18 protein-coding genes and 1 tRNA gene are annotated in these 20,731 nt (G+C 53.1%); 8 read left to right on the top strand and 11 right to left on the bottom strand.

Annotated elements, in window-relative coordinates; all coding sequences use genetic code 11:
• Positions 1-100: 100 nt before the first annotated feature.
• The 3 genes from EYC87_RS05880 to EYC87_RS05870 all read left to right on the top strand — a co-directional run bounded on the left by EYC87_RS05880 (position 101) and on the right by EYC87_RS05870 (position 1,027).
• Positions 101-190 (top strand) — tRNA-Ser (locus tag EYC87_RS05880).
• A gap of 145 nt (positions 191-335) precedes the next feature.
• Entirely contained in the window at positions 336-695 is a 360-nt protein-coding gene (locus EYC87_RS05875) for a hypothetical protein (protein WP_279252067.1), read from the top strand.
• Complete coding sequence (locus EYC87_RS05870; RefSeq protein ID WP_279252066.1) at positions 695-1,027, top strand: hypothetical protein; 333 nt, start codon at positions 695-697, stop codon at positions 1,025-1,027. The genes EYC87_RS05875 and EYC87_RS05870 overlap by 1 nt, the downstream gene beginning before the upstream one ends.
• Positions 1,028-1,556: 529 nt before the next feature.
• Here EYC87_RS05870 and EYC87_RS05865 read toward each other — a convergent pair.
• The gene (locus EYC87_RS05865) at positions 1,557-2,018 is read right to left on the bottom strand and encodes a hypothetical protein (RefSeq protein ID WP_279252065.1); all 462 of its coding nucleotides are present in this window, start codon (positions 2,016-2,018) and stop codon (positions 1,557-1,559) included.
• 565 nt (positions 2,019-2,583) lie between these two features.
• Between EYC87_RS05865 and EYC87_RS05860 the strand changes: the two genes are divergently transcribed.
• Complete coding sequence (locus tag EYC87_RS05860) at positions 2,584-4,185, top strand: midcut-by-XrtH protein (protein ID WP_279252064.1); 1,602 nt, start codon at positions 2,584-2,586, stop codon at positions 4,183-4,185.
• Positions 4,186-4,202: 17 nt separating this feature from the next.
• Here EYC87_RS05860 and EYC87_RS05855 read toward each other — a convergent pair whose 3' ends face one another.
• Positions 4,203-5,234: a reverse transcriptase domain-containing protein gene (locus EYC87_RS05855; protein WP_279252063.1), complete on the bottom strand. Its 1,032-nt coding sequence runs from the start codon at positions 5,232-5,234 to the stop codon at positions 4,203-4,205.
• 377 nt (positions 5,235-5,611) lie between these two features.
• Here EYC87_RS05855 and EYC87_RS05850 point away from each other — a divergent pair, with 377 nt between their 5' ends.
• A complete protein-coding gene (locus tag EYC87_RS05850) occupies positions 5,612-6,025 on the top strand; it encodes a hypothetical protein (RefSeq protein ID WP_279252062.1) in 414 nt (137 codons plus the stop codon).
• On the opposite strand, the gene EYC87_RS05845 is transcribed toward EYC87_RS05850, so the two are convergent.
• Positions 6,026-7,876 carry a beta-ketoacyl synthase gene (locus EYC87_RS05845; RefSeq protein WP_279252061.1) on the bottom strand — a complete coding sequence of 617 codons (1,851 nt, stop codon included), beginning with the start codon at positions 7,874-7,876 and terminating at the stop codon, positions 6,026-6,028. It lies immediately after the preceding gene.
• 119 nt (positions 7,877-7,995) lie between these two features.
• Here EYC87_RS05845 and EYC87_RS05840 point away from each other — a divergent pair, with 119 nt between their 5' ends.
• The 3 genes from EYC87_RS05840 to ribB all read left to right on the top strand — a co-directional run bounded on the left by EYC87_RS05840 (position 7,996) and on the right by ribB (position 11,368).
• Complete coding sequence (locus EYC87_RS05840; protein ID WP_279252060.1) at positions 7,996-8,988, top strand: GlxA family transcriptional regulator; 993 nt, start codon at positions 7,996-7,998, stop codon at positions 8,986-8,988.
• Positions 8,989-9,058: 70 nt separating this feature from the next.
• Positions 9,059-10,243: a thiolase family protein gene (locus EYC87_RS05835; protein WP_279252059.1), complete on the top strand. Its 1,185-nt coding sequence runs from the start codon at positions 9,059-9,061 to the stop codon at positions 10,241-10,243.
• Between the two features lie 12 nt (positions 10,244-10,255).
• Entirely contained in the window at positions 10,256-11,368 is a 1,113-nt protein-coding gene (gene ribB / locus EYC87_RS05830; RefSeq protein WP_007229377.1) for a 3,4-dihydroxy-2-butanone-4-phosphate synthase, read from the top strand.
• Positions 11,369-11,451: 83 nt separating this feature from the next.
• Here the strand turns inward: ribB and EYC87_RS05825 are convergent, their stop codons facing one another.
• The 8 genes from EYC87_RS05825 to EYC87_RS05790 form a co-directional block, all read right to left on the bottom strand.
• Complete coding sequence (locus EYC87_RS05825) at positions 11,452-13,896, bottom strand: penicillin acylase family protein (RefSeq protein ID WP_279252058.1); 2,445 nt, start codon at positions 13,894-13,896, stop codon at positions 11,452-11,454.
• Between the two features lie 114 nt (positions 13,897-14,010).
• On the bottom strand, positions 14,011-14,775 hold the full coding sequence (locus EYC87_RS05820; protein WP_279252057.1) for an enoyl-CoA hydratase-related protein: 765 nt from the start codon (positions 14,773-14,775) through the stop codon (positions 14,011-14,013).
• A 7-nt stretch (positions 14,776-14,782) separates the two neighbouring features.
• Complete coding sequence (locus EYC87_RS05815; RefSeq protein ID WP_279252056.1) at positions 14,783-15,457, bottom strand: nitroreductase; 675 nt, start codon at positions 15,455-15,457, stop codon at positions 14,783-14,785.
• 44 nt (positions 15,458-15,501) lie between these two features.
• A complete protein-coding gene (locus tag EYC87_RS05810; protein WP_279252055.1) occupies positions 15,502-16,320 on the bottom strand; it encodes a crotonase/enoyl-CoA hydratase family protein in 819 nt (272 codons plus the stop codon).
• Positions 16,321-16,344: 24 nt separating this feature from the next.
• On the bottom strand, positions 16,345-17,973 hold the full coding sequence (locus EYC87_RS05805) for an acyl-CoA synthetase (RefSeq protein WP_279252054.1): 1,629 nt from the start codon (positions 17,971-17,973) through the stop codon (positions 16,345-16,347).
• Positions 17,974-17,982: 9 nt separating this feature from the next.
• Positions 17,983-19,146 (bottom strand): thiolase domain-containing protein, encoded by a 1,164-nt coding sequence (locus EYC87_RS05800; RefSeq protein ID WP_279252053.1) that lies wholly within the window; start codon positions 19,144-19,146, stop codon positions 17,983-17,985.
• On the bottom strand, positions 19,146-20,204 hold the full coding sequence (locus tag EYC87_RS05795; RefSeq protein ID WP_279252052.1) for a lipid-transfer protein: 1,059 nt from the start codon (positions 20,202-20,204) through the stop codon (positions 19,146-19,148). Before EYC87_RS05795 ends, EYC87_RS05800 begins: the two co-directional genes overlap by 1 nt.
• Before the next feature lie 4 nt (positions 20,205-20,208).
• Positions 20,209-20,721, bottom strand: coding sequence for a Zn-ribbon domain-containing OB-fold protein (locus EYC87_RS05790; protein WP_007229326.1), 513 nt, complete (start codon positions 20,719-20,721; stop codon positions 20,209-20,211).
• Positions 20,722-20,731 lie beyond the last annotated feature (10 nt).

The raw sequence follows: 20,731 nt of genomic DNA, 5'->3' as shown, positions 1-20,731 counted from the left end.
TAGTGCACAAGGGGCTTTCCAGCTCTTGTGCACAGTTTCCATAACGGTATAATCTCGCCTGCTTCGCCATACGGTGTAGCAGCAAGCAATAGAGTTTTTCGGTGGGCTGGCTGAGTGGTCGAAAGCGGCGGTCTTGAAAACCGTTGAGGGTTTATCCCCTCCGTAGGTTCGAATCCTACGCCCACCGCCATATCAAAGGGTTTCGAGAGATTGAAGCCCTTTTTTTGTGCCTGTTCAAAGGTGTCCGTGTCACAACGATGTCACAAGACTATCGTGTATAACGGAGCCTACATATGAAAAAGAACATCTAAGAAAGAACCACCACTGCAGGGGTCGTGCGCTACAACGCACAGGTACGCTGCAAGGGGTATGAAACACAGTCCAAGACCTTCTATACCTACCAGGAGGCTGCCGACTGGGTGAGCGACCAGGAGCGCGACATCCGTGACCGCGCCATTGATCCTCGCTGTATCGCTCGCAGGAACAATGTCGCCGGCATGGATAAGCTAGCCTGTACGGAAGCTACCAAGAACCGATACCTCGGCGCGTTCTCGGGCTGTATCACTCGGTGTCGAAACAGACACTCCGAAGCGACCCCCTGTTCATCGGGCCCAACCCCTGCAAGCTCATCCAACGCGGCGATGACGCAAAGGAGAGACAGCGCATCATCAAGCCATGCGAGTGGAAGCTACTGATGAAGCACATCGACCAGGCCGCAGAGATGACCCCTGCCGTCCGTAAACCGCTCAAGGCGCACATGAAGGAGTTCAAGAAAACCGGCCACCCCCAGGTCTTCCGTGGTCGTGTGGCAGGCAAGCCGGCAGACTTCGATGAGCTGATCCGCACCGCGATCCATGAGATGATCGAGCCAGACTTCAGGGGTGAGATGCCGGTGTTCCATACCGTGCGCCACACAGCTGCCACGGAGATGGGTGCCGCCGGCGCTACAGAGACCGAGATCATGGCCGTTACCTGGCACAAGACCAGCGTGACTGCACAGGCACCCGATGACTCTGATCGCACCTAACCTGCAGGCACAGCCCTGGTGACCGCATCTGGTGTTTCAGCGGTCGCAGCACTATAGAGAATATTCAGGCGATACGGAGGGCTTTTTTAATTGTTTTAGCAGCGCCTGCTGTTAGCACGACAAATCGAGCCAGTTAGTCGGTCTAACCGATACGCATCATCCTCTGCCGCAACTATCTCGTACCGCCCAAAAAGCATGAAGATCACACCAGTACCCAAAATCACGCCAAGCATAAATCTCTTGGTCAAATGGCTCACTCAATAACGCCTTAGCTTCACATTAGGTAAAACAGAGATTCCATCGCACAGGGGTTAGCCTTTCTACCGAGTGATAGCTAATAACCCTGCGCTGCGGTTTCATAGCCTACTGACCCCGTGGGGCGCAAAGGGGTCGCTAATGTCCGCTATCACCTCAAAACTGAGAGGCTGATTATGCTTTTGTATTGCCCAATCACAGGTTGATACCTCGCGCTGCCATTATCCTGTCCACAACGGGCACAGCGGACAACCAGTCTGACAAAATGTGCTTTTTACGCGGCACCCGATCTAGACGAACTGCCTCTCAAGATATCTTCTAGCTTGGATTTTCCAATCACTGTACCGTCTCGAGCTAAACTCTCCGCTAGCAATCCGTCCGGACTAAATATGTTGAACAATACGAGGGCACCTTTAGGGCCGCCATACTCCATGTGCACGTCATAAGGCTCTTTACAAACGTAGTCTCCCGCATTGCGAACTCGATGACTAGTCTCTTCACCCGAATCTAAATCGATGTCTACTACATGTAGCTCTCCGGCTAATACTGTCGAGGTTGTTCTAGCTGTGTGCCTATGAAAATGGCAGTAACTGTTTGGTTCCCATCTATACAGCAGATCGACATGTCCATCATCGCTGGCACGAAGTAAGGCTGCCCAATAGTCAATCGGGTAGTCGAAGTCCTCTCCTCCGACAAAATGTTTCCATTTAAGTTTGCTGTTTTCAATCAGATTCAAACCAAGTGTCCTTCATGTTAATTGTCTGTCATTCTGTTATCGCTGCCATTAGCACTCCAAGCGACATAAGGCCGCAAGCAGTGGCGCCGGTCACGACGTTCCAGCACAAAGCACCCTTGCTGCCTTGGCTTGTTAGTTGTGCCGACTCTCACCGTACTGTCCATAGCTAGCCCATTTCCATTTCGCATGCGATGAGATAGTAGCAAACGCTTGATACCAGAATAGCAAACAAAACTACGAAAGTAGACTCCAGAGGATGTCGCAGCGCCTAGTGCCAGCGCAATGATAGATGCCTCACGATCGTCTATCTTGAGTCGAAAGCAGGCATCTCAGATGCTTCTAACTTAGGCGAAAGCGGAGCTTTTGGGCCTGAAGCGACCCCGGAGGGAAACGTCCGCTATCACCTCATAGCGGTCATTCAAACTGGAGCGCAAGTCGCACATAAAACCCCATAAATAACCGGTATTTTGCGCCTGCCTGTAACTAATAAAATTTGGCGTTCTAGTATAAAGGACGCTACTCTGTCGGCAACGCATAATAAATAAATCCACTGGGACGTTGCCTCATGTCTTTTTCAAAGTACGCTGTAGCTCTGTCTGCTCTCGCCACAACGGGCACTGCACTGGCTCAATCGGGCGGTACATTAACTTATGGGCCTGCCGCAGCTGCTGCCGGCACTGTTGCTGCTCCTGTACCCTTGCCTTCCTTATTTCTATTGCCATTGGGTATAGCACTGGCGTTCTTTGGCTATCGAGCCATTAAGAAAAACGGTGCGGGGTCGGTACTTGGTGTCCTGTTACTGGCGCTAGGGGTTACTGCTGGCGTTACCAGTAGCCTGAACATTCAGAAGGCCATTGCAGCGGCAATGGTTGAACTGAACCAGCCAGCGGGAGGTACGGTTAATATTCCGGCGGGTGATGCGATCTATACCAACACCTCGGGCGTAGCGCTCGAAATAGGAACAGTGGTAGCACCGCCTTCCTGTGCCACCTCTGCCCCGGCCGATGAATGTATAAGTGGCCTGGTACTCGAAGATACCCAAAGTTGCAGCACCGTTTACGACTGTGACCAAACCATCAGCTTTACCTCAACGGCGCCTGCCGATGCCACTGTCGGTGGTGCAACCTATGCAGTCACTGCAACTTCCACCTCCGAATTGGCAGTGAGCTTTAGCACCGCAAGTTCTGCTTGCAGTATCGCGGGTTCGACCGTTTCCTTTATCGCTGCGGGTGACTGCGTGATTGATGCCGATCAAGCAGGAGATGCCGACTACAACGCAGCACCCCAGACATCCCAAGCGATAACCGCAAGCTTACCGGTCGTCACAGTGACAAAGAAAGCCGACGGCGTAGAGGCCGAAACGCCCACACCCGGCGCCTTTACGATTTCTCGCACCGGTGGCACGACTAACCTACTCACTGTGAACTTTGTACTCACTGGGACAGCGAATGGCGTCACGGGTACGCCATCAACACCAGCAGTTTTGACTGACGACGAGGACTACACCGTCAGTAGTCTGACACAGGTTGAAATCCCGGCAGGCTCATCGTCGGTGGACGTCACTATCACGGTATTGGATGACGAGGTATACGACCCGACAGAAAATGTAATTCTGACGTTACAAGCTGATCCTGCCGCCTATACACTCTCAGCATCAGATGCCACACTCGAGATCGCTGCGATGGATAAGCGGATATTCGTGACCGCGGCTACGTTTAAAGGAAACTTGGGTGGGATAGGTGGCGCGGATCTTAAGTGCAATGCAGATACTAATAAACCGGGAGTCGGCACTTACAAGGCTATGATAGCCGGAGAAAGTATCCGGAGCGCGTTCCCGCCTGTTGACTGGGTCCTCACTGCGGGAACGAGTTATTTCCGGCCTGCGGATGAAGTTTTAATTGCCCGCGCGCTCACGGATGCGGTTTTTACGTTCCCATTGAACGCGACTATAGTCGACCAGGGGATGACAAGAGTATGGGTTGGATTGAAGGCGGACTGGACGCAGAGTGGCGGCATTTGTGGAGCACAGGGATTGCCTTGGACGCAGGAAGACCTCCCATACGTCGGACGATCTGGGAGAGCATCAGAGTATGATGGTTTAGCGTTGTTAGCAGACTTCGGCGCAATATGCGACGATGAGCTTGGGTTATATTGCGTCGAACAGTAACCGACGTAATATCGGGATCAAGCAAGTAACGGCAAAGCCCCAACGTCATTGTTCGGGCACGATCCCATTGCAAATGTCGCCAGCCTTACTGCGCTGAGGTCTGGCGCCATCGCCCCCAGCCCGCCAGTGGCCCATCCCCGCCAACGGCGCAAGTACGTCCCAAGAATCGCTGACCTTTGAGGGTCGGCGTTCTTTTGCTCATAAAGCCGGTGTAGCGTACTGCGCATATTGTCCAGGGTTGTGCAGGCCAGTTGCAGGCGGCCGCGGCTGAAGCGATAGCCGAGGAAGTCAAATCCCCGCTCGATTCTGCCGATGCTCGTTTTGTCGGGGTGCTTGCTCAGCCTAAGCTCCTCCAGCCCCCGGTTCAGTGTTTTGATTGCCTTGCGCAGATGCCAGCGCGTTCGGGCCATCACCAGAATGTCGTCCATGTAGCGAACATAGAACAGCCCACGCCGCGTCATGGCTCGGTCCACTGCGTCTAAGTACAACGCGCCCAATAGCGGACTCAGGGGCGAGCCGCGCCCAATACCACGACGGATATCCCGGTAAACTCCACCGTACTCGACCGTGCGACCGATGAATTGAGACAGCAGGTTCATGGCTCGACGGTCTTTGATCCGTGTGGCCAGTTGTGCCAGCAACAGGTGCTGGTCGATAGACTCGTAGTAGGCTTTTACATCGGTACGAATGAAGAAGCGAAAGCGAGGGCTGTTGCGCTGAACGGCTCGCACTGCGCCCTTCAGGCCACCGTTGCCCTTGGTATGAGTACAGCGTTTTGAGATGCCAAGCAGCGGTGCGATGGCCATCGCCAGAGCTTTCGCCACCAGAGCGTCTGCGGCACTCCACAGATGGATTACCGTACCGTCTGCCTTGCGAATAGGCTGCAGGGGCGAAACTCGATAGCGGCGCTGGCGCAACTCACCCAAAATGCGCTCACGCTCTGCCTGCCAGTGGAATCGCAGGTGCCAGATATCCGCATTATCAGGATAATGCCTGCGCTGCTGGCAGAGCCACTGATAAGCCGTGTCCAGATGGTGTGACTCGATCATCTATTGAGGGTAGACACATGTCCGCTATTAGGCGAAAGCGGACGTTATGGAAGCGTTCGAGGACGCTGGTAAGTTGGAGCATCGCCGGGTATCAAGCGAATACTAGAAATGAATTACTTTGGCTTTGGTCTGTCAGCTGCGTGCTTGTTGAAGTTCTTATATTAATCTGCGACAACCTGTGACCATGGCTTACCCGCAGCGGCCATTGCATCACGTTGACGCTTCCGCTGTGGTACCTTTTGTTCTCACAGTTCAGGACTTCTACGCAAACCACATAGCGAGATTGAAGGGTGTCGATACAAACACGCTAAAGCGTCAGGGAAAGGTCAGTCGGTGACAGCTTGTGGGCAAAACAATCAAAAATTATGGATTAATTGATGAACGCAACTAGTTTGGCGCTGTTATCTTCAGCCACTTTTTTTCTCACTGCACTGTTGCTGGGCGTCTGGAAATATCGAGCAATGGCTGCCAGTCCTTCAGGTCAAGCACATCCTTATATCGACATTGCCCATCGGGCATCGCTTTTGTATGCCTTTGCAGCTTCTATGCTGGCAGCCTTCACTGAAGTCAGTCAGCTCAGTAATACTCTGGAACTCATTGCAGTCACACTGCTGGTTGCCTACTTTGCCATTGCCATCATCGGCTACATTATTCACGGCGCAAAGAAAGACACTGATAACCAGATAAAAAATATGAGCGCTGGAATGGGTGCCCTCATGTGGTCGCTGATAGTGGCCGAAATCGGCGGTTTCCTGATTATTTTTTACGGGTTGATAACGGCATTAGTATGACTATTCATCGGCGAAGGGGTTCTCCAATTCCAGGCTGACCGCATAATTGCCCAGGCGTACTTCTTTAGCGTCCAGTTCGACGTCCTTATCGTGCAAAACTCCATGATCAAAGCGATACACCGGTTCCACCGTCCCTGCACTCATGCCTGCGTCATAGTCTCGCTGCATTTGCGCAACCTGCTCATTGGCCAATTGCCACGCCTGCCAGTCTCTGTCTGAATATCGCTGCTTTAACATCTGTTGGGTCGCTGCTGGACTGAGCATGGTCGCCGTTGCATTGTTACCGCCAAAGCCCTTTGAATTAATCACCGCGTACTGTGCATCTTTCGGATCAAAGCGACGGTGCTCAGCACTGAAAGCCAGATGGTCTGTGCGCACGTCATCAGCCAAAGCATCGATAGTATTAATGCCCGGAATCAAACCGTGATGCCACATTCCAAGCGTAGCAGTCACCTGATCCCCCGATGCAGCACCCAGGGAATGTCCGAGATAACTTTTGAGTGCTGCAACAGGCCAGCCTTCAATACCAAAGGCCTCTGCTGTGCGACTGAGTATTTCTGATTCTGTGACCCTGTTCTGGGGAGTGCCGGTCCCATGTGCCTGCACCAGTCCGCCTCTGCGCATTGCGTCTTCGCCCAAAATGGCTCTCACTGAGGCGACTGACTTTGCCATGGTAATGTAGTTGCCTACACCAGGTCCGGAAATTGATTTTTTGTAACCGTCTGCATTCACAAAGACATCGGTTGCGGCACCATAAATCGTAGCACCCAATTCCATCGCCAAAGCGTCGTCAAACAGCACTACCATTTGTGCCGACTCAGCAATGGTAAACCCACAGTTTTCGGCAAAGGGGCGACAAGCGCGTCGCTGGTCTACCGCTTCGTTGTCACCGAGTCCATCTAACTGACGCAGTTCTTTCTCAGTGGCCAGGGCACCCATTGCGGCGTAACCCTCCATTACCTCGGCATTGATTGGCGCCTCAGCAGCGCCGATAAAGGCAACACGGGCACGACCCGATCGAATATCAGCAATTCCGTTCTTCAAGTTGTAAAGAAATGATGCACAAGCACCCAGCGTGGCGCCCGTTGACCCCATGGCACCCAATACATAGGCATTAATAAAATCGGAGGGCATTTCTGCAAGGCTAAGCGGACAATATTTCGAGGTGACTCGCTTGCCATTGTATCTGGCTTTGAGCATGCCGCCGGCGCCAGCACTGTCCAACTGGCCCATGGCGCTACCCGCATAAACGCTGACCTTATCTGCGGGCACCCGCCGTTGAATCATGTCCCAATCGAGCCCGAGGTTACCCAGAGCATCGGAAGCGGCACACACCGTCATCTCTAGCCCTCGGGGATGACTGCGCGATGGATAAAGTGAGCCCGGCTCATAGCCGGTGGGTAGCTGGCCCGCGGCCTTGACCTCAAACTGTCGATTAGTGGGCAGCAAAAACTCCTGATGGCCCTGGATATTCACATTCACATGGGTCACTGACGTAGATGTCACTTTCCAGGAGGGAGGAATATCGTCAGGCAGGTGCTTACGTTCTATATCAAAGTTGACCGGGTGGCCATTGCTCTCGGTAGGAAAGCGCTGATTCCAGAGCACCGCATCCACATCAAAATGATTGCCTTCAACCCGGCGTATCAGGGTGTGATCCAATATGTATTGCTCTTGATCACGGGCCGAAGGCAAGCCCATCATACTTGCCAGAGACTGCAGGGTGCGTTGCTTCTGACCCTGATCGAGCGCGTCGTAGCCCATCCTTGCCAGTGCATGATGCCCAGACGCGCGTCCTGCGCCATTGATACCACCGAGGCTCACGATTACCGGTAAGGGCTGTCTGGCCATTAATTACTGCTCCAAAAGAGATTAACCATCGATAGGAGAAGTCTACCGGCGCAAAACATATTACAATAAGGCAAATCTGCCATATAATAAGTTATATCAGCCATTTTCGTGGACTCGTCATGTATCGTGTCGCCGCCCTGCTCTATCCACAGGCCCTGACTACCAGCATCACCTTGCCCCTGGAAATTCTCACTGCCGCGGCGCAAATCGCGCAAGTAAAGTCTCGCCTGAACGCAGGTGTAACGGTAAGCCTGGCAGCGGCAGACGCAGCGCCGCTTTCTCTGTTTGGCGGCATCACTCTGACCCCTGATATCAATTATCGGGAGCTGCCGCCGCTAGACCTATTGATTGTGCCTGCGGTGTGGAGAAATCCGCGACCGATGGTTAAGGCCGCAGGGCCCTTGCTAAGCGAACTAATCCGAGTAGCCAGCGAAGGCACCAGGGTATGCGCGGTTGGCACCGGTGCCTGTTTACTGGCTGAGGCAGGCCTTCTGGACGGACGTCCGGCAACCACCCACTGGAACTACCTGGACAGGTTTGCCACTGACTATCCTAAGGTGCTGCTTAAATCGCGTCACCTGATCACCCAGAGCGATAACATTTATTGTGTGGGCAGCGTTAACTCTATCGCCGATCTAATGGTCCACGTTGTTGAAGAATGGTATGGCCACGGCGTAGCCCGATCAGTGGAGAATCAGTTTTCACCAGAAATTCGCCGTCCTTTTAGAGCAGCAGCCTATCAGACCGATGACAATCACAGTCATCATGATGAAGTCATTATGGAGGCCCAGCACTGGCTACAAGACAATCTTCCGGACTCTCCGACTCTAACCACACTGGCTGCAAAGTTCGGCTTAAGCACACGCACGCTCAACCGTCGTTTTCATCAGGCTACTGGAATGAGCCCGCAGGCCTGGTTGCAGCGAATGCGTATTCACCAGGCCAAAGAATTACTGCGCCACAGTAACCTGTCGATCGCAGAGATTGGCTGGCAGTTGGGGCTGCAGGATGTTAGCCACTTCGGTAAGCTGTTTCGTGAGCATGTGGCGATGACTCCCGGAGCATACCGAGAGGCCGTTAGAGGCAAGCTTTTCATCCCCGAGCGAACTTGAGGAAAGCACCCGCCTGTGGCTAAATGGGCGCCCTTTTTAGACACACCCTCACCCCGGATAAAAAATTCCTATGAGTAAAGAGTCAGTAGTCATCGTCGATGGCGCCCGCACACCCATGGGAGGACTCATGGGTAGCCTCTCGGCTGTACCGGCGACCGAGCTAGCCAGCACTGCTGTGGCTGCAACAATAGAGCGAAGTGGTATTGATTCCGGGTCAATCGATGAAGTCTTTATGGGTTGCGTGCTACCTGCGGGACTTAAACAATGCCCCGCGCGTCAGGCCGCGATTGGCGCTGGCATTCCTGTTTCAGCGGGTGCTGTTACGATAAACAAAGCTTGTGGCAGTGGCATGCAGGCTACCATCTTCGCCTTTGACTCGATCATGGCCGGCAACAATAAACTTGTCATAGCCGGTGGCATGGAAAGCATGAGTAATGCGCCGCACCTGCTACCACCGGGTGCGCGCGGCGGCCTGCGCAACGGCCACGGCAAACTCCTTGATCACATGTTTATCGATGGCCTGGAGGATGCCTATACCGGCCGCGCCATGGGTAGCTTTGCTCAGGAGACTGCTGATGAACGCGGTCTCACTCGAGAGCAAATGGACGCATTCGCTGTGGAGTCCCTGAACCGTGCCAAGCGTGCCATAGAAGAAGGCGTACTGAAGGCAGAAATAGCTCCGGTGACTATACATACCCGCAAGGGTGAGATCCTGATAGAGGACGATGAACAACCGCACAAGGCCGCCGTTGATAAAATCCCCTCCCTGCGACCGGTATTTGCCAAAGATGGGACTATTACTGCCGCTAATGCGAGCTCAATTTCTGACGGCGCTTCGGCATTAATGCTAATGGCCGGTAGCGAGGCAACTGGCCATGGTATCGAGTCAATGGCAACCATCGTTGGCCACTCCAGACACAGCCAGGCGCCTGGCGAGTTCACTATTGCTCCCATTGGCGCTATCAAAAAGCTGTTGAAAAAAACCGGCTGGAGCATTGATGAAGTAGACTTATTTGAAATCAACGAAGCTTTTGCCATGGTCACCATGCTAGCCATTGATGACCTTGGACTAGACCACGCTAAGGTCAATATTCATGGCGGTGCCTGTGCCCAGGGACACCCCATAGGCTCAACCGGCTCACGCATTATCGTCAGCCTGATGTACGCGTTGAAAAAACTCGGCAAGAAACGTGGCATAGCCGCGCTGTGCATAGGCGGCGGCGAAGCCACGGCCGTTGCCATCGAACTTAACTAAAGGAAACTGCCCATGGCATTGTCCAGCGTACCCGATATTCTCGACGACATTCGAGCAGGAAAAATGGTCATCCTGATGGATGATGAGGATAGGGAAAATGAAGGCGATCTGATTATCGCCGCCGAAGCCGCCACACCGGAAATGATTACTTTTTTCTCCAGTGAAGCCTGCGGATTGATTTGCATGCCGATCACCGAAGAACGTGCTCGCCAGCTTCAGTTACCGTTAATGGTGCGGGACAATCGATCGCAACACGAAACCAATTTTACCGTGTCAATTGATGCGGCAGACAGGAAAGGCCCCGGCATCAGCTCTATCCAGCGTAGCCATACCGCACGGCAGGCGGTGGCTGCCGATGCACGGCCATCTGACATCATTCAGCCCGGTCATATTTTTCCTCTAGTAGCAAAACCAGGTGGTGTGCTGCGCCGCGCTGGCCATACCGAAGCCGGCGTTGATCTTGCGCGCATGGCAGGCTTTGAGCCCGCCGCGCTGATTGTAGAAATCATGAATGAAGATGGCACTATGGCCAGGCGTCCAGAGCTGGAAATTTTCGCGGAAAAGCACGGCCTGCGCATGGGCACCATCGCCGACCTCATTGAGTACCGTTCTCTGCATGAGCAATCGATAGAGCTGCGAAACAGCAAGACGGTCGACACAGAGTTTGGCACATTTGAGCTGCACACTTTCCTTGACCTTATTGATGATACCGTGCACTACGCCATGACCTGTGGTGACATTGATGAGAGCGAAGACGTTTTAGTCAGAGTACAAGCGCAAAACACCCTGCGCGATGTGCTGGCCACTCAAATAGAAGGCGCTGAAGGATGGTCCTATCGGCGAGCAATGGAAGCCGTTGCGGCTGAGGGTAAAGGCGTAGTCGTACTCATTGGTCAGGAAGTCAGCCCAGCGCAAGCTCTCGCTGAGGTGGTGCAGTTTCCTGAGCCTCCCAGCGTGACCGGACCTGCTGATACGGCCGGCCAACAAAACTACAGGGTGATTGGCACCGGGTCGCAAATCTTAAAACGACTAGGCGTCGGTAAAATGCGACTCATGTCAGCACCGATACACTTCAATGCGCTCTCCGGCTTCAATCTCAAAGTCACCGATTTCGTCCAGCCCTGAAGAGTTCACCGCAAAAAAAAGGCGCTATCACTAGCGCCTTTTTTGCTTACTTTGCTTCTGACCTACACAGGGTCTTAGGACAACTACTCTTCCACGGTCAAACGGCGTATTTCCTGTTCGTCGCGATCGGCCTCGCAAAAGGGCATATCGATCCAACCACTGTTGGAGTACAACTCGGTCGCGTCAGCGTAATGCGGCGAGGCTGGGTCAGTAGACTGTGAATACGTCAAGATCGCGTTCGCATCAGGACAATCGGTTTCATCCCAGCTGACCGCATGTATATAGCTGTTACCGGCTCGCACATCGGAGTAGCCCTCTCCTTCAACAAAGCCCGCGCTGATCACGTTAAACAGCATTGAGCCAGAGCCGCCTGGCAGCGGTATGCGCTCCCCACTTCTTTCTATAAATTGCACCTCACCCCAGGGAGCATCGAGTGCAATATTGTTTTCCTCTAAAAAGACAACCGAGTCAGCCAGCGCCTGGCGCACCGCCTCGACCAACGCAAGGTCACTAACATTCAGCGTATTTGGCGTATTAACCGGGTCGGTGGCATCAAACGGCACTGCCCATAGGTTGCCGAGGCGCCCCACCCGTCGCCATAACTCGTAGAAGATATGACCGCCCACGCTATCAATGGTATGACGCGTGTCCCAGGCACCCAGAATTTCGCAGGCTTCAATCATGGAAGCATCAGCGGCGCTATAGACAGACCAGTCATCCACCGAATCGCACAAAGCCACCACATCCTCGTTGATCAATTCAGCCGCATAGTTGCGCGCAGACGTAAAGATGTCACGAGCCTGTTGATTGGTAAAGCCTTCACCTTCAAGGTCATCCTCTCCCGCAAGGCGCTGCTCGGCCTGCACAAAAGTGAGTCGAGTTCGAAGACTCTGCTGGTACTCTTCCGGCCCGATGGCGGGGGTAAACCCGGTAAGCAAGTTGCGAGGATTGGGCAGCCAATAGCTGTCGTTGGCATTGGCTCCGTACTCTGTAGTACGAAGCTTGGGTAAACTATCGTAGCCCAGTAAATTGGGTGGTGCCCCTTCGTCGTTACCCAGTTGGCAGTCCGGATCCGAGCCATCCAATGTCACAATTCTTGCGACTACCAGAACCGGCACAGCAATAGGCCCACGAACGCACGAATCTATTAATTGTTGAGGCGCATTGGGAACTGCAGAAATATCACCGTAGAAGCCATCGCCATTGCGGTCAGCTGCAATTGTATTCACCCAGGGAATCCCAATTGTTTTAGTTGCTTCCAGAATATCGTCAAGGCTCTCGGCCTGACCGAAGTTGATCCAGTTTTCCAGGCCTCGTAAATTTTCTTTATTCGCATCATTGAAAGCAAAAATGGTGCCGTTAAAGGTAGGCCAGCCACCGAAGGCTTCGAGCTGATTGCTCAGGTCCGCGATGGTGCCAAACTGGCTCTGATAAAACGTGTGCTCCACGGTCTCGCCATCGCCATCGACAGCGCTGACGGTAAGGGGTGTCAGGTCGACCAATTCCTCGCCGAAGAAATACTGCAGTGGGTTCTCTGGATTTATTTCGAGCTCATGGAGAGTGAACCGACGTGCCGTAGACACCGTGTGGCTCCAGGCGGTGTCTTTATTGAACCCGATATTAGCCAACGGGATACCGAACAGCCCCGCTCCCATCACATCGTACTCGCCAGGAATCGTGTAGTGCGCCATAAAGAAGCGGTTCACGCCCTGCCAGGGGAAATGCGGATTACCAAAGAGCACGCCGCTGTCGATACCAGAAGCGTCCCGACCAATACCGTAAGCATTACTGCCCAACACATCGGTAGCTGGGAAATTAAATCCGGCTAACAGTTCCTCTGGCGAAGTGGCTGCGATCTGTGCCATTGCCACTTGGCGCATTTGGTCCGACATCGGCGTCAAAGCAGCAACCGTATCGGCCGGCGGAACAGCATTCACCAGTTCGCGATAAAACGGATCGGCCGAGGCCCGCAATATGGTCTTGTGACCGGACCTCAAAGCATCATCGAGCGTAACCGGTCTCACCCAGGCCTCTCCGCGGCAACCTTCATCGCCCTCAGCGAGGTTGTCCACTCCGGTGTCTTCGAGGTAGCGACTTATCCCAGCGGCATAGCCTTCAAACAGCGAAACTCCGCGCTCACTCATTTGTTCTTTAACGCGCTCTATTGCCTCATCGGTATTGTAAAGTCGCATCACAAAATCAAATTCAAGGTTGCCATCATCACCAAAATATTCAGCAGACTCACCATTGGCTCGCACAACTTCTCGCATGTAGCTGCAGAAATTTTGCTCAGCAAACGCGTAACCCGCACCATAGCCCAAACTGCCCCAGTCATCGGCTGTGATATGAGGTATGCCATATTCAGTCCAGATCACCTCTGCCTGGTAGGTAAGTTCGGGTTCTGGAGGGTCTACCGGTGGAGGATCGACAGGAGCTGGGCGATCAGATGAATCACTGCTACAGGCGATGAGAAACGCAGAAAGGATAGACACAAGTGGCAAACGAATTCTGCCAAGCAAATGATTCATGTAGAAACCCTCTATTTAAAAAGTTAAGTGGCAAACAGTGTACGCTTCAAAGATCAACCGATGCGGATTACCTTGAGTCATATCGGGCCACCCATCAGTTATATGTGGCCAGGCCTAGAGACCGCGAAAGTTTGGCGCTCGTTTCTCCATAAACGCAGTAATCGCCTCCATGTTTTCTGGCGAGCCGGCCTGCCTGGCCATCGCCTCCTGTTCAGCCTGCATAGCGATCTCAATTGCAGAAAGATGATGCATTCTCAAACTCCGTTTGATTTCGCGCAAGGCGTTTACCGGCCACTGGGCTATTTCCCTTGCTTTGGCCATGGCGTGGTCAAATAGCTCTTCAGCCGGCAAAACCTGAGCCACAATCCCCTGACTAAGCGCTTTTTCAGCATCAACCCATTCGGCGGTATAAAACAACTCAGCGGCGCGCTGTGCGCCAATGTTTGCCTGCAACATGTAGCTGCTACCCCACTCCGGCGCCAGACCGAGGCTGGCAAATGGCAATCGCATGCGAAAAGTATCGGCCGCGTAAACAATATCGGCATGAAAAAGAACCGTTGCTCCGCCACCCACCGAGGCACCCTGTACCGCAGCGACCAAGGGTTTATCGAACTCGGCGACAGCTAACGCCGCGGCATTAAACAAAGCCTGCGGGTCTGCGCCCTCTTCGCTAAAGCCGGACAAATCAACCCCGGAACTAAAGTTGTCTCCAGCACCACATAGCAGCGCGCAGACCACTGAACTGTCTTCAGACGCACTCCGAAAGATATCGCATATGCCCGCCCACATGGCATTACTAATCGCATTTTTCTTCTCTGGCCTGTTAAAGGTAACAACCAGCACACCATCAATGTTTTCGGAAAGAATTTGGTCTGTCATATCAACTCTATTGGTGAAAGGTAACAGTATCAGCAAGCACTGCGCGATCAGTAAGACATGCATTTGCCGGCGCATTTGTTTCGGGGTAGCCAAAGGAAAGGCCGAATAATAATTTGTTGTTGGCGTCAACACCCAGGACTTCGCGAATCCAATCAGCCTGAAAACTTAATGCAGTCTGCGGACAGCTTCCCAGGCCATGGGCAGTGAGCGAAAGCATCACGGTTTGCGCATACATACCAAGGTCCGCCGCTTCACGCAGGCCAAAAGGTTCGGGTAGAAAGAAAAAAGCAACGTGTGGCGCATCAAAAAATGTGAAGTTGCGCATGAACTGTACATGGCGAGCTGCTTTATCTGCGCGTTCAATGCCTACTGAGTCATACAATGCCTGCGCTGATCCATGTTGTCTTTCCTTGTACACGCCATCGTATGAGCCGTCATAAGGAAAATCCATAGACATTTCACCGGCCATGAAACGACCTGACATCTCAGACCTCAGCTTTTCAATACTGGCGCCAGAAGCAACATGCACCAGCCAAGGCTGCGTATTACAGTTACTGGGTGCCCGCTGAGCGACCTGAAATACCTGCGTCAGCAATTCCTCGCTCACAGCTTCAGGTTTGAATGCGCGTAAAGAGCGGCGCCCTTCTACAACTTGGGCAAATGCTGCACTAAGGTCAGACATACTTATCAATTCTCCAGATAGCGGATCGGCATTATGGGCAGTTGTCAGTTGCCAGTAAACTCAGCGGGGCGTTTTTCCTTGAAAGCCCTCATACCCTCTTTCGCATCGCTGGACGCAAAAACAGGACCGGCCAACTTGTCTGAAGCGACCATCGCATCGCCTTCCGAGAGACATTCCTGATGTTCGCGCAACGACTTCACCACAGCCCTCACTGCCAACGGGCCATTACTACAGATTTTCTGTGCATATTCTTTTGCTGTGTCCAGGGTTTTACCCGCGGGAACCATTTTATTAATCAACCCAAAATCTAATGCCTGCTGAGCGGTAATATGTTCGCCACACAGCAGCATTTCTGCAGCCAGGCAATAGGGAATCTGCCGACGCAAACGGATGGTAGAGCCAGACATCGGATAAAGACCTCGAGCCACTTCAGTGACGCCAAAGATAGCGTTATCGGCGCCCACGCGGATGTCTGTTCCCTGCAAAATTTCAGTGCCGCCCGCCAGTGCATAGCCCTCAACGGCTAGGATCAGTGGTTTGTTCGGTCGGTTTTCGCGCAGTAGCGCCTGCCAATGAATATTAGGTACTTCAGCCATCAGCGACATGAACTCTTCGGTCGAGCCTTGTTCACCATCAGCACCCGCCTTAAGGTCCATGCCAGCACAAAAAGTATCTCCGTTGGCGGTAAGAATGGCGCAGTGCAGGTCGTCTCGCTCGTCCAGTAATCGCCATGCCTTGTACATCCCCAGCAGCATCTCAGGGCTGAAGGCATTTTTAGCTTCAGGGCGATTGAGAGTTACTATGAGAACGTTACCCTCTTGTTCGACAATGCAGTTCTTGGTGCTTATTTCTAATTCAGCCATATTTCTCTTCCATCAATTCAGATATCAAGCAATTAGACATTTACCTGACAAGGCGATTTCCAGGGCCTTTGGGTAAGCGGGCTTACCGCTTGGCGCACGAGGAACTTCATCCACTAAATGCAATTCTCGTGGAAGTTTGTATCCAGCAATATAATTTCTGGCGTTTTCCTGTAAAGAGGCGAGGCTTAACTCACTATCGCCTCGCAACGCGACAACGGCGGTGACCTTACTGCCAAAACGTTCATCCGGCGTCGCGACCACCAGACAGTCGAAAATCGCCGGGTTGGCCTTGAGTGCCTGCTCGACCTCTTCGGGAAATACTTTTTCGCCCCCGGTGTTAATGCAGTTAGAGCCACGACCGTAGACCGTAATGCTTCCATCTTCTTCCAGTCTTGCCTCGTCGCCCAGCAACAGCCAGGGTTTACCATCAACTTCAACAATCGTTTTTGCAGTTTTTTTAGGATCGTTGTAATAGCCCACTGGTATATGACCGCTGCGCGAAAAAATACCCATTTCACCCCGGGACACGTGCTCGTTTGGCTGCCCATCAACATCAGAGATCACCGACATGAACTCGCTCTTGGTCACGTTGCCCAAGCCCTGACCTTTTTTACCGCCGCCATCCATTCCCATATTGCCGCTCTCGGAAGAGCCAAATGAGTTAGTGATAAACACATTGGGAAAGTGTTGTTTGAACGATTCCTGCTTGGACTCCGAAAAAACAGCCCCGCCAGAACCTACGCTAAAAACAGAACTCAGATCCCAGCGTCCCTCGTTATCCTCAAGCGCATCAAGCAAAGGTACTGCCATGGCATCGCCAACAATCGAAATAGCATTCACTTTTTCGGTGGCCACCGTATCCCAAATTCGCTCGCCAACTAATGAGCGATCGGGACTGAGTACCACCGTATTACCTGCCAACAATTGGATACATGCATACCACCAACAAGCGCCGTGCATCAGTGGTGCCAAGGCCATCCCTACTATTGGAAAGTCGCCTACCCGATCGACTATCTGCTCAGGCTCGGCAATCGCACCATCGGGGTGAAACCAGCCACCGCCGCCCATAGCAGCAAAAAACACGGCCTTGTGTGGCCACATCACGCCTTTGGGCATTCCGGTGGTGCCACCGGTGTAAAGAATGAATAAATCCTCGTCCGCGCGTTCGCTAAAGTCCCTGGCATCGCTCTGGTCCTCCATCGCTTTTTCGTATTCAACAGAATCGATACTTTGGGGGTCGAAGTCGGTGCCGTCCTGAACGTGGATGAAAGTTTTTAGCTCTGTTGCTGGTTGCAAAATCTCACCAATATGGGGCGTAAACTCAAGGTTGTGAATGCACGCCACCATATTGGCGTTATCAAAAATATAAAGAAGCTCGTCTTTGACGTAGCGGTAATTGACATTAATGGGAACCGCGCGAATCTTGAAACAGGCCAACATGCCTTCCAGGTACTCGTTGCAGTTATAAAGGTAGAGACCGACGTGATCGCCCGCTTTCACTCCACGAGATGAAAGGTAATGAGCCATGCGATTGGCACGCTGCTCGAGCTCGAGGAATGTCGCCCTCTGATCACCGCAAACCAGCGCATCTCTGCCCGGCACCTTGTCGGCAACCATTTCGTACATGTCAGCAATATTAAAATGCTTTTTCATCTTCGTCTCCTAACCCTTCTCTGCGCCAACAACCCACATGGCAAAGAACTGCGCGCCACCGCCATAGGCGTGACCCATGGCAAGCTTTGCTCCTTCAACCTGATGAGCGCCGGCATCACCACGCACTTGCCTGGCAGCCTCGGCGAAGCGAATCATGCCGGATGCACCAATTGGATTTGAAGACAATACGCCGCCGGAGGGATTCCACGGGATATCACCGCCCTCGTCCAGCGACGTGGCTCCTTCCATGGTCAACTTCCAACCCTCGCCCTCAGGCGCAAAGCCCAGGTTCTCAAGCCACATTGGCTCATACCAGCTGAAAGGCACATACACTTCGGCACAGTCTAGGTCCCGACGCGGGTCAACAATACCTGCCTGCTTGTAGACATCGGCCGCACAGTCCTTACCCGCTTGCGGATTAACCTCTTCGCGTCCTGCGTACATGGTGGGCTCCGAGCGCATCGCAACACCGCGTATCCAGGCTGGAGGTTTTGTGGCCTGGTCAGCCAGTTCTTCATTGGCAATCACCATGGCACAAGCACCGTCAGAAGACGGACAGGCCTCGAGAAATCTAATCGGGTCCCACAGCATGAATGAATCCTCCACTTCCTTCATGGTGATGTCCGGCTTTTGCAGGTGTGCCAGTGGATTGCGTGCCCCATGCAGTCTGTCCTTCATAGCGACCTTGATGCCGACATCATAGGGGGCTCCGGAGCGACGCATGTATTCACGAATAATCGGTGCAAAGTAACCGCCAGCTCCCGCATTCAAGTGCGTTGAGAACGGCTGTGGCGTGGACAGGGCCCACATTGCATTGGATTCGGATTGCTTTTCGAAAGCGACCGTTAAAACTCGTTTAAAGGTTCCACTTTGAACGTGAGATGCCGCCACTAACGCCGTTGAACCGCCAACAGAGCCGGCTGTATGTACGCGCATCATAGGCTTGCCATTACAGCCCAGGGCATCTGTGAGATAAATCTCAGGCATGATGACGCCTTCGAACATATCCGGTGCCTTACCTATAATGACCGCGTCGATGTCATCCCAGGTCAGGTCTGCGTCCTGCAATGCATTCACCGCCGCCTCGCGCACCAGTCCAGCGATAGACACGTCATCGCGTTTGGTGGTGTAACTCGTCTGGCCGATACCGACCACTGCTGCCAGATTCGCCATTACGCTTTCTCCACTACGGTAACTAGATTGTGCTGCAGACAGGGACCTGAAGTGGCGTGAGCAACGCCCCGCCCCGCATCGCCCGCAATAATGCGGTTGAACACTTCCCCAATGCGCGAAAGGCCCGACGCCATCATCAGGTTACCTGCCAAAACACCACCACTAGGATTGATATTAGTTTCTTTGCCCAAGCCCATAGCCCGGGTCAGTACAATTTCCTGATGACTAAACGGTGCGTACAACTCAGCGACATCAACAGGGCCATCGCCCAAACCGGCACCCTCTGCTGCCAGGCGAGTCGAAACCGAGTCGGTAAGGTCTCGCATGCCCATATTGTGGCTTTCGATACGATGGTCAATGCCGCTGATGACCGCATAGGGCACGCCCCATGATTTCGCCTTTTCCAACGTACAAATTATCATCGCCGAAGCGCCATCTGACACCGGGGGACAATCGGCTTTGCGTAAGGGCGACACATAGCTGGGCTGGGCCAACACATCTTCAGGACTGACATCCCCCGCCAGCTGTGCATTGGGATTATTACGCGCGTTACGGCGAGAACGGGACACCACTTCCGCCATATCCCGCTCACTGATTTTTCCCTGATCTAACAACATCCTGGCCTGCATTGCCGCCAGTGCAATGGTATCCACCCAGAGCGGCGCGAGGTAATAGGGGTCTAGCTGCTGCGACAATACAATCGGCAGCTCTCCCGGAGAAGACTTGCCAAAACCATAAATCAGCGCGGAGTCTGCATGCCCCATACGGATTTTAAGCATGGATTCATAAAGCGCCCAGGCGGCGTCCATTTCAACGTGTGATTCTTTAATGGGGGGCACCGCGCCCAGTGCGTCAACACCAGCGACAAAGGCAAAGGCTGCTCCCTGCAGGTAATCGCAACTCCCTGAGCACACAAAGTCGACATCCTGTGCATTGTTGATGCCGGCCTGACTGAACACCTCTGCCAACACCGGCATAATGAGCTCGACTTCATTACAGGGTCCGACATCAGAGACGGCTTTGGACTGGTTGTAGGCAACAATGGCTATTTCTTTCATCAGCTTAACCCTCCCACCCTGCGACCGAAATTTTACCAATCCTGTCCACTGGCACATCCGGCTCATCGATAGGCTTGAAATAGCGAATATTGTCCATTGCGTAATCCCATTCCTCTGCAGGCTTCCAGACTGCTTGCACACGCTGGCCTATATGCACGTCTTCGTTAACACACTCACTCATCAAGTGGATGAAGGAAAGGTTAGCGCCATCCGCCACCAGATTAGCGATGATGTAGGGTGGTTTGATCGGGTTATTCGGAATGGGTATTGCAACAATGGTAAAGGACTCAACCGTTGCTTTGTCTGCCAGCACCACTTCTTCCTGCGTTGGCACGCCGCAAGCTGCACAGGATCCACGTGGTGGAAAATAGACCTGCTCACACAAAGGACATCGCTGACCGGTTAATACGCCTCTCTTTACCTGCGAGAGGAATCTTGCAGGCGCAGCGCCTGCAGTAAAGTTGTACTTCAGGTAAATCGGCGCTTCGATACCTGTGATGGGTTCTTGTTCACTCATAAAAATCGCC

Source organism: Candidatus Seongchinamella marina (genome assembly GCF_026262685.1).
Classification (GTDB): Bacteria; Pseudomonadota; Gammaproteobacteria; order Pseudomonadales; family Halieaceae; genus Halioglobus; species Halioglobus marinus.
This window is presented reverse-complemented; position numbering and strand designations above follow the sequence as displayed.

What these genes read in the sequence shown, in the direction of transcription:
- ribB (WP_007229377.1), top strand. Translation starts at nt 10,256, where the DNA reads ATGGCATTGTCCAGCGTACCCGATATTCTCGACGACATTCGAGCAGGA.
- EYC87_RS05850 (WP_279252062.1), top strand. Translation starts at nt 5,612, where the DNA reads ATGAACGCAACTAGTTTGGCGCTGTTATCTTCAGCCACTTTTTTTCTC.
- EYC87_RS05800 (WP_279252053.1), bottom strand. Translation starts at nt 19,146, where the DNA reads ATGGCGAATCTGGCAGCAGTGGTCGGTATCGGCCAGACGAGTTACACC.
- EYC87_RS05835 (WP_279252059.1), top strand. Translation starts at nt 9,059, where the DNA reads ATGAGTAAAGAGTCAGTAGTCATCGTCGATGGCGCCCGCACACCCATG.
- EYC87_RS05805 (WP_279252054.1), bottom strand. Translation starts at nt 17,973, where the DNA reads ATGAAAAAGCATTTTAATATTGCTGACATGTACGAAATGGTTGCCGAC.
- EYC87_RS05790 (WP_007229326.1), bottom strand. Translation starts at nt 20,721, where the DNA reads ATGAGTGAACAAGAACCCATCACAGGTATCGAAGCGCCGATTTACCTG.
- EYC87_RS05825 (WP_279252058.1), bottom strand. Translation starts at nt 13,896, where the DNA reads ATGAATCATTTGCTTGGCAGAATTCGTTTGCCACTTGTGTCTATCCTT.
- EYC87_RS05870 (WP_279252066.1), top strand. Translation starts at nt 695, where the DNA reads ATGAAGCACATCGACCAGGCCGCAGAGATGACCCCTGCCGTCCGTAAA.
- EYC87_RS05815 (WP_279252056.1), bottom strand. Translation starts at nt 15,457, where the DNA reads ATGTCTGACCTTAGTGCAGCATTTGCCCAAGTTGTAGAAGGGCGCCGC.
- EYC87_RS05810 (WP_279252055.1), bottom strand. Translation starts at nt 16,320, where the DNA reads ATGGCTGAATTAGAAATAAGCACCAAGAACTGCATTGTCGAACAAGAG.
- EYC87_RS05855 (WP_279252063.1), bottom strand. Translation starts at nt 5,234, where the DNA reads ATGATCGAGTCACACCATCTGGACACGGCTTATCAGTGGCTCTGCCAG.
- EYC87_RS05845 (WP_279252061.1), bottom strand. Translation starts at nt 7,876, where the DNA reads ATGGCCAGACAGCCCTTACCGGTAATCGTGAGCCTCGGTGGTATCAAT.
- EYC87_RS05820 (WP_279252057.1), bottom strand. Translation starts at nt 14,775, where the DNA reads ATGACAGACCAAATTCTTTCCGAAAACATTGATGGTGTGCTGGTTGTT.
- EYC87_RS05860 (WP_279252064.1), top strand. Translation starts at nt 2,584, where the DNA reads ATGTCTTTTTCAAAGTACGCTGTAGCTCTGTCTGCTCTCGCCACAACG.
- EYC87_RS05840 (WP_279252060.1), top strand. Translation starts at nt 7,996, where the DNA reads ATGTATCGTGTCGCCGCCCTGCTCTATCCACAGGCCCTGACTACCAGC.
- EYC87_RS05795 (WP_279252052.1), bottom strand. Translation starts at nt 20,204, where the DNA reads ATGAAAGAAATAGCCATTGTTGCCTACAACCAGTCCAAAGCCGTCTCT.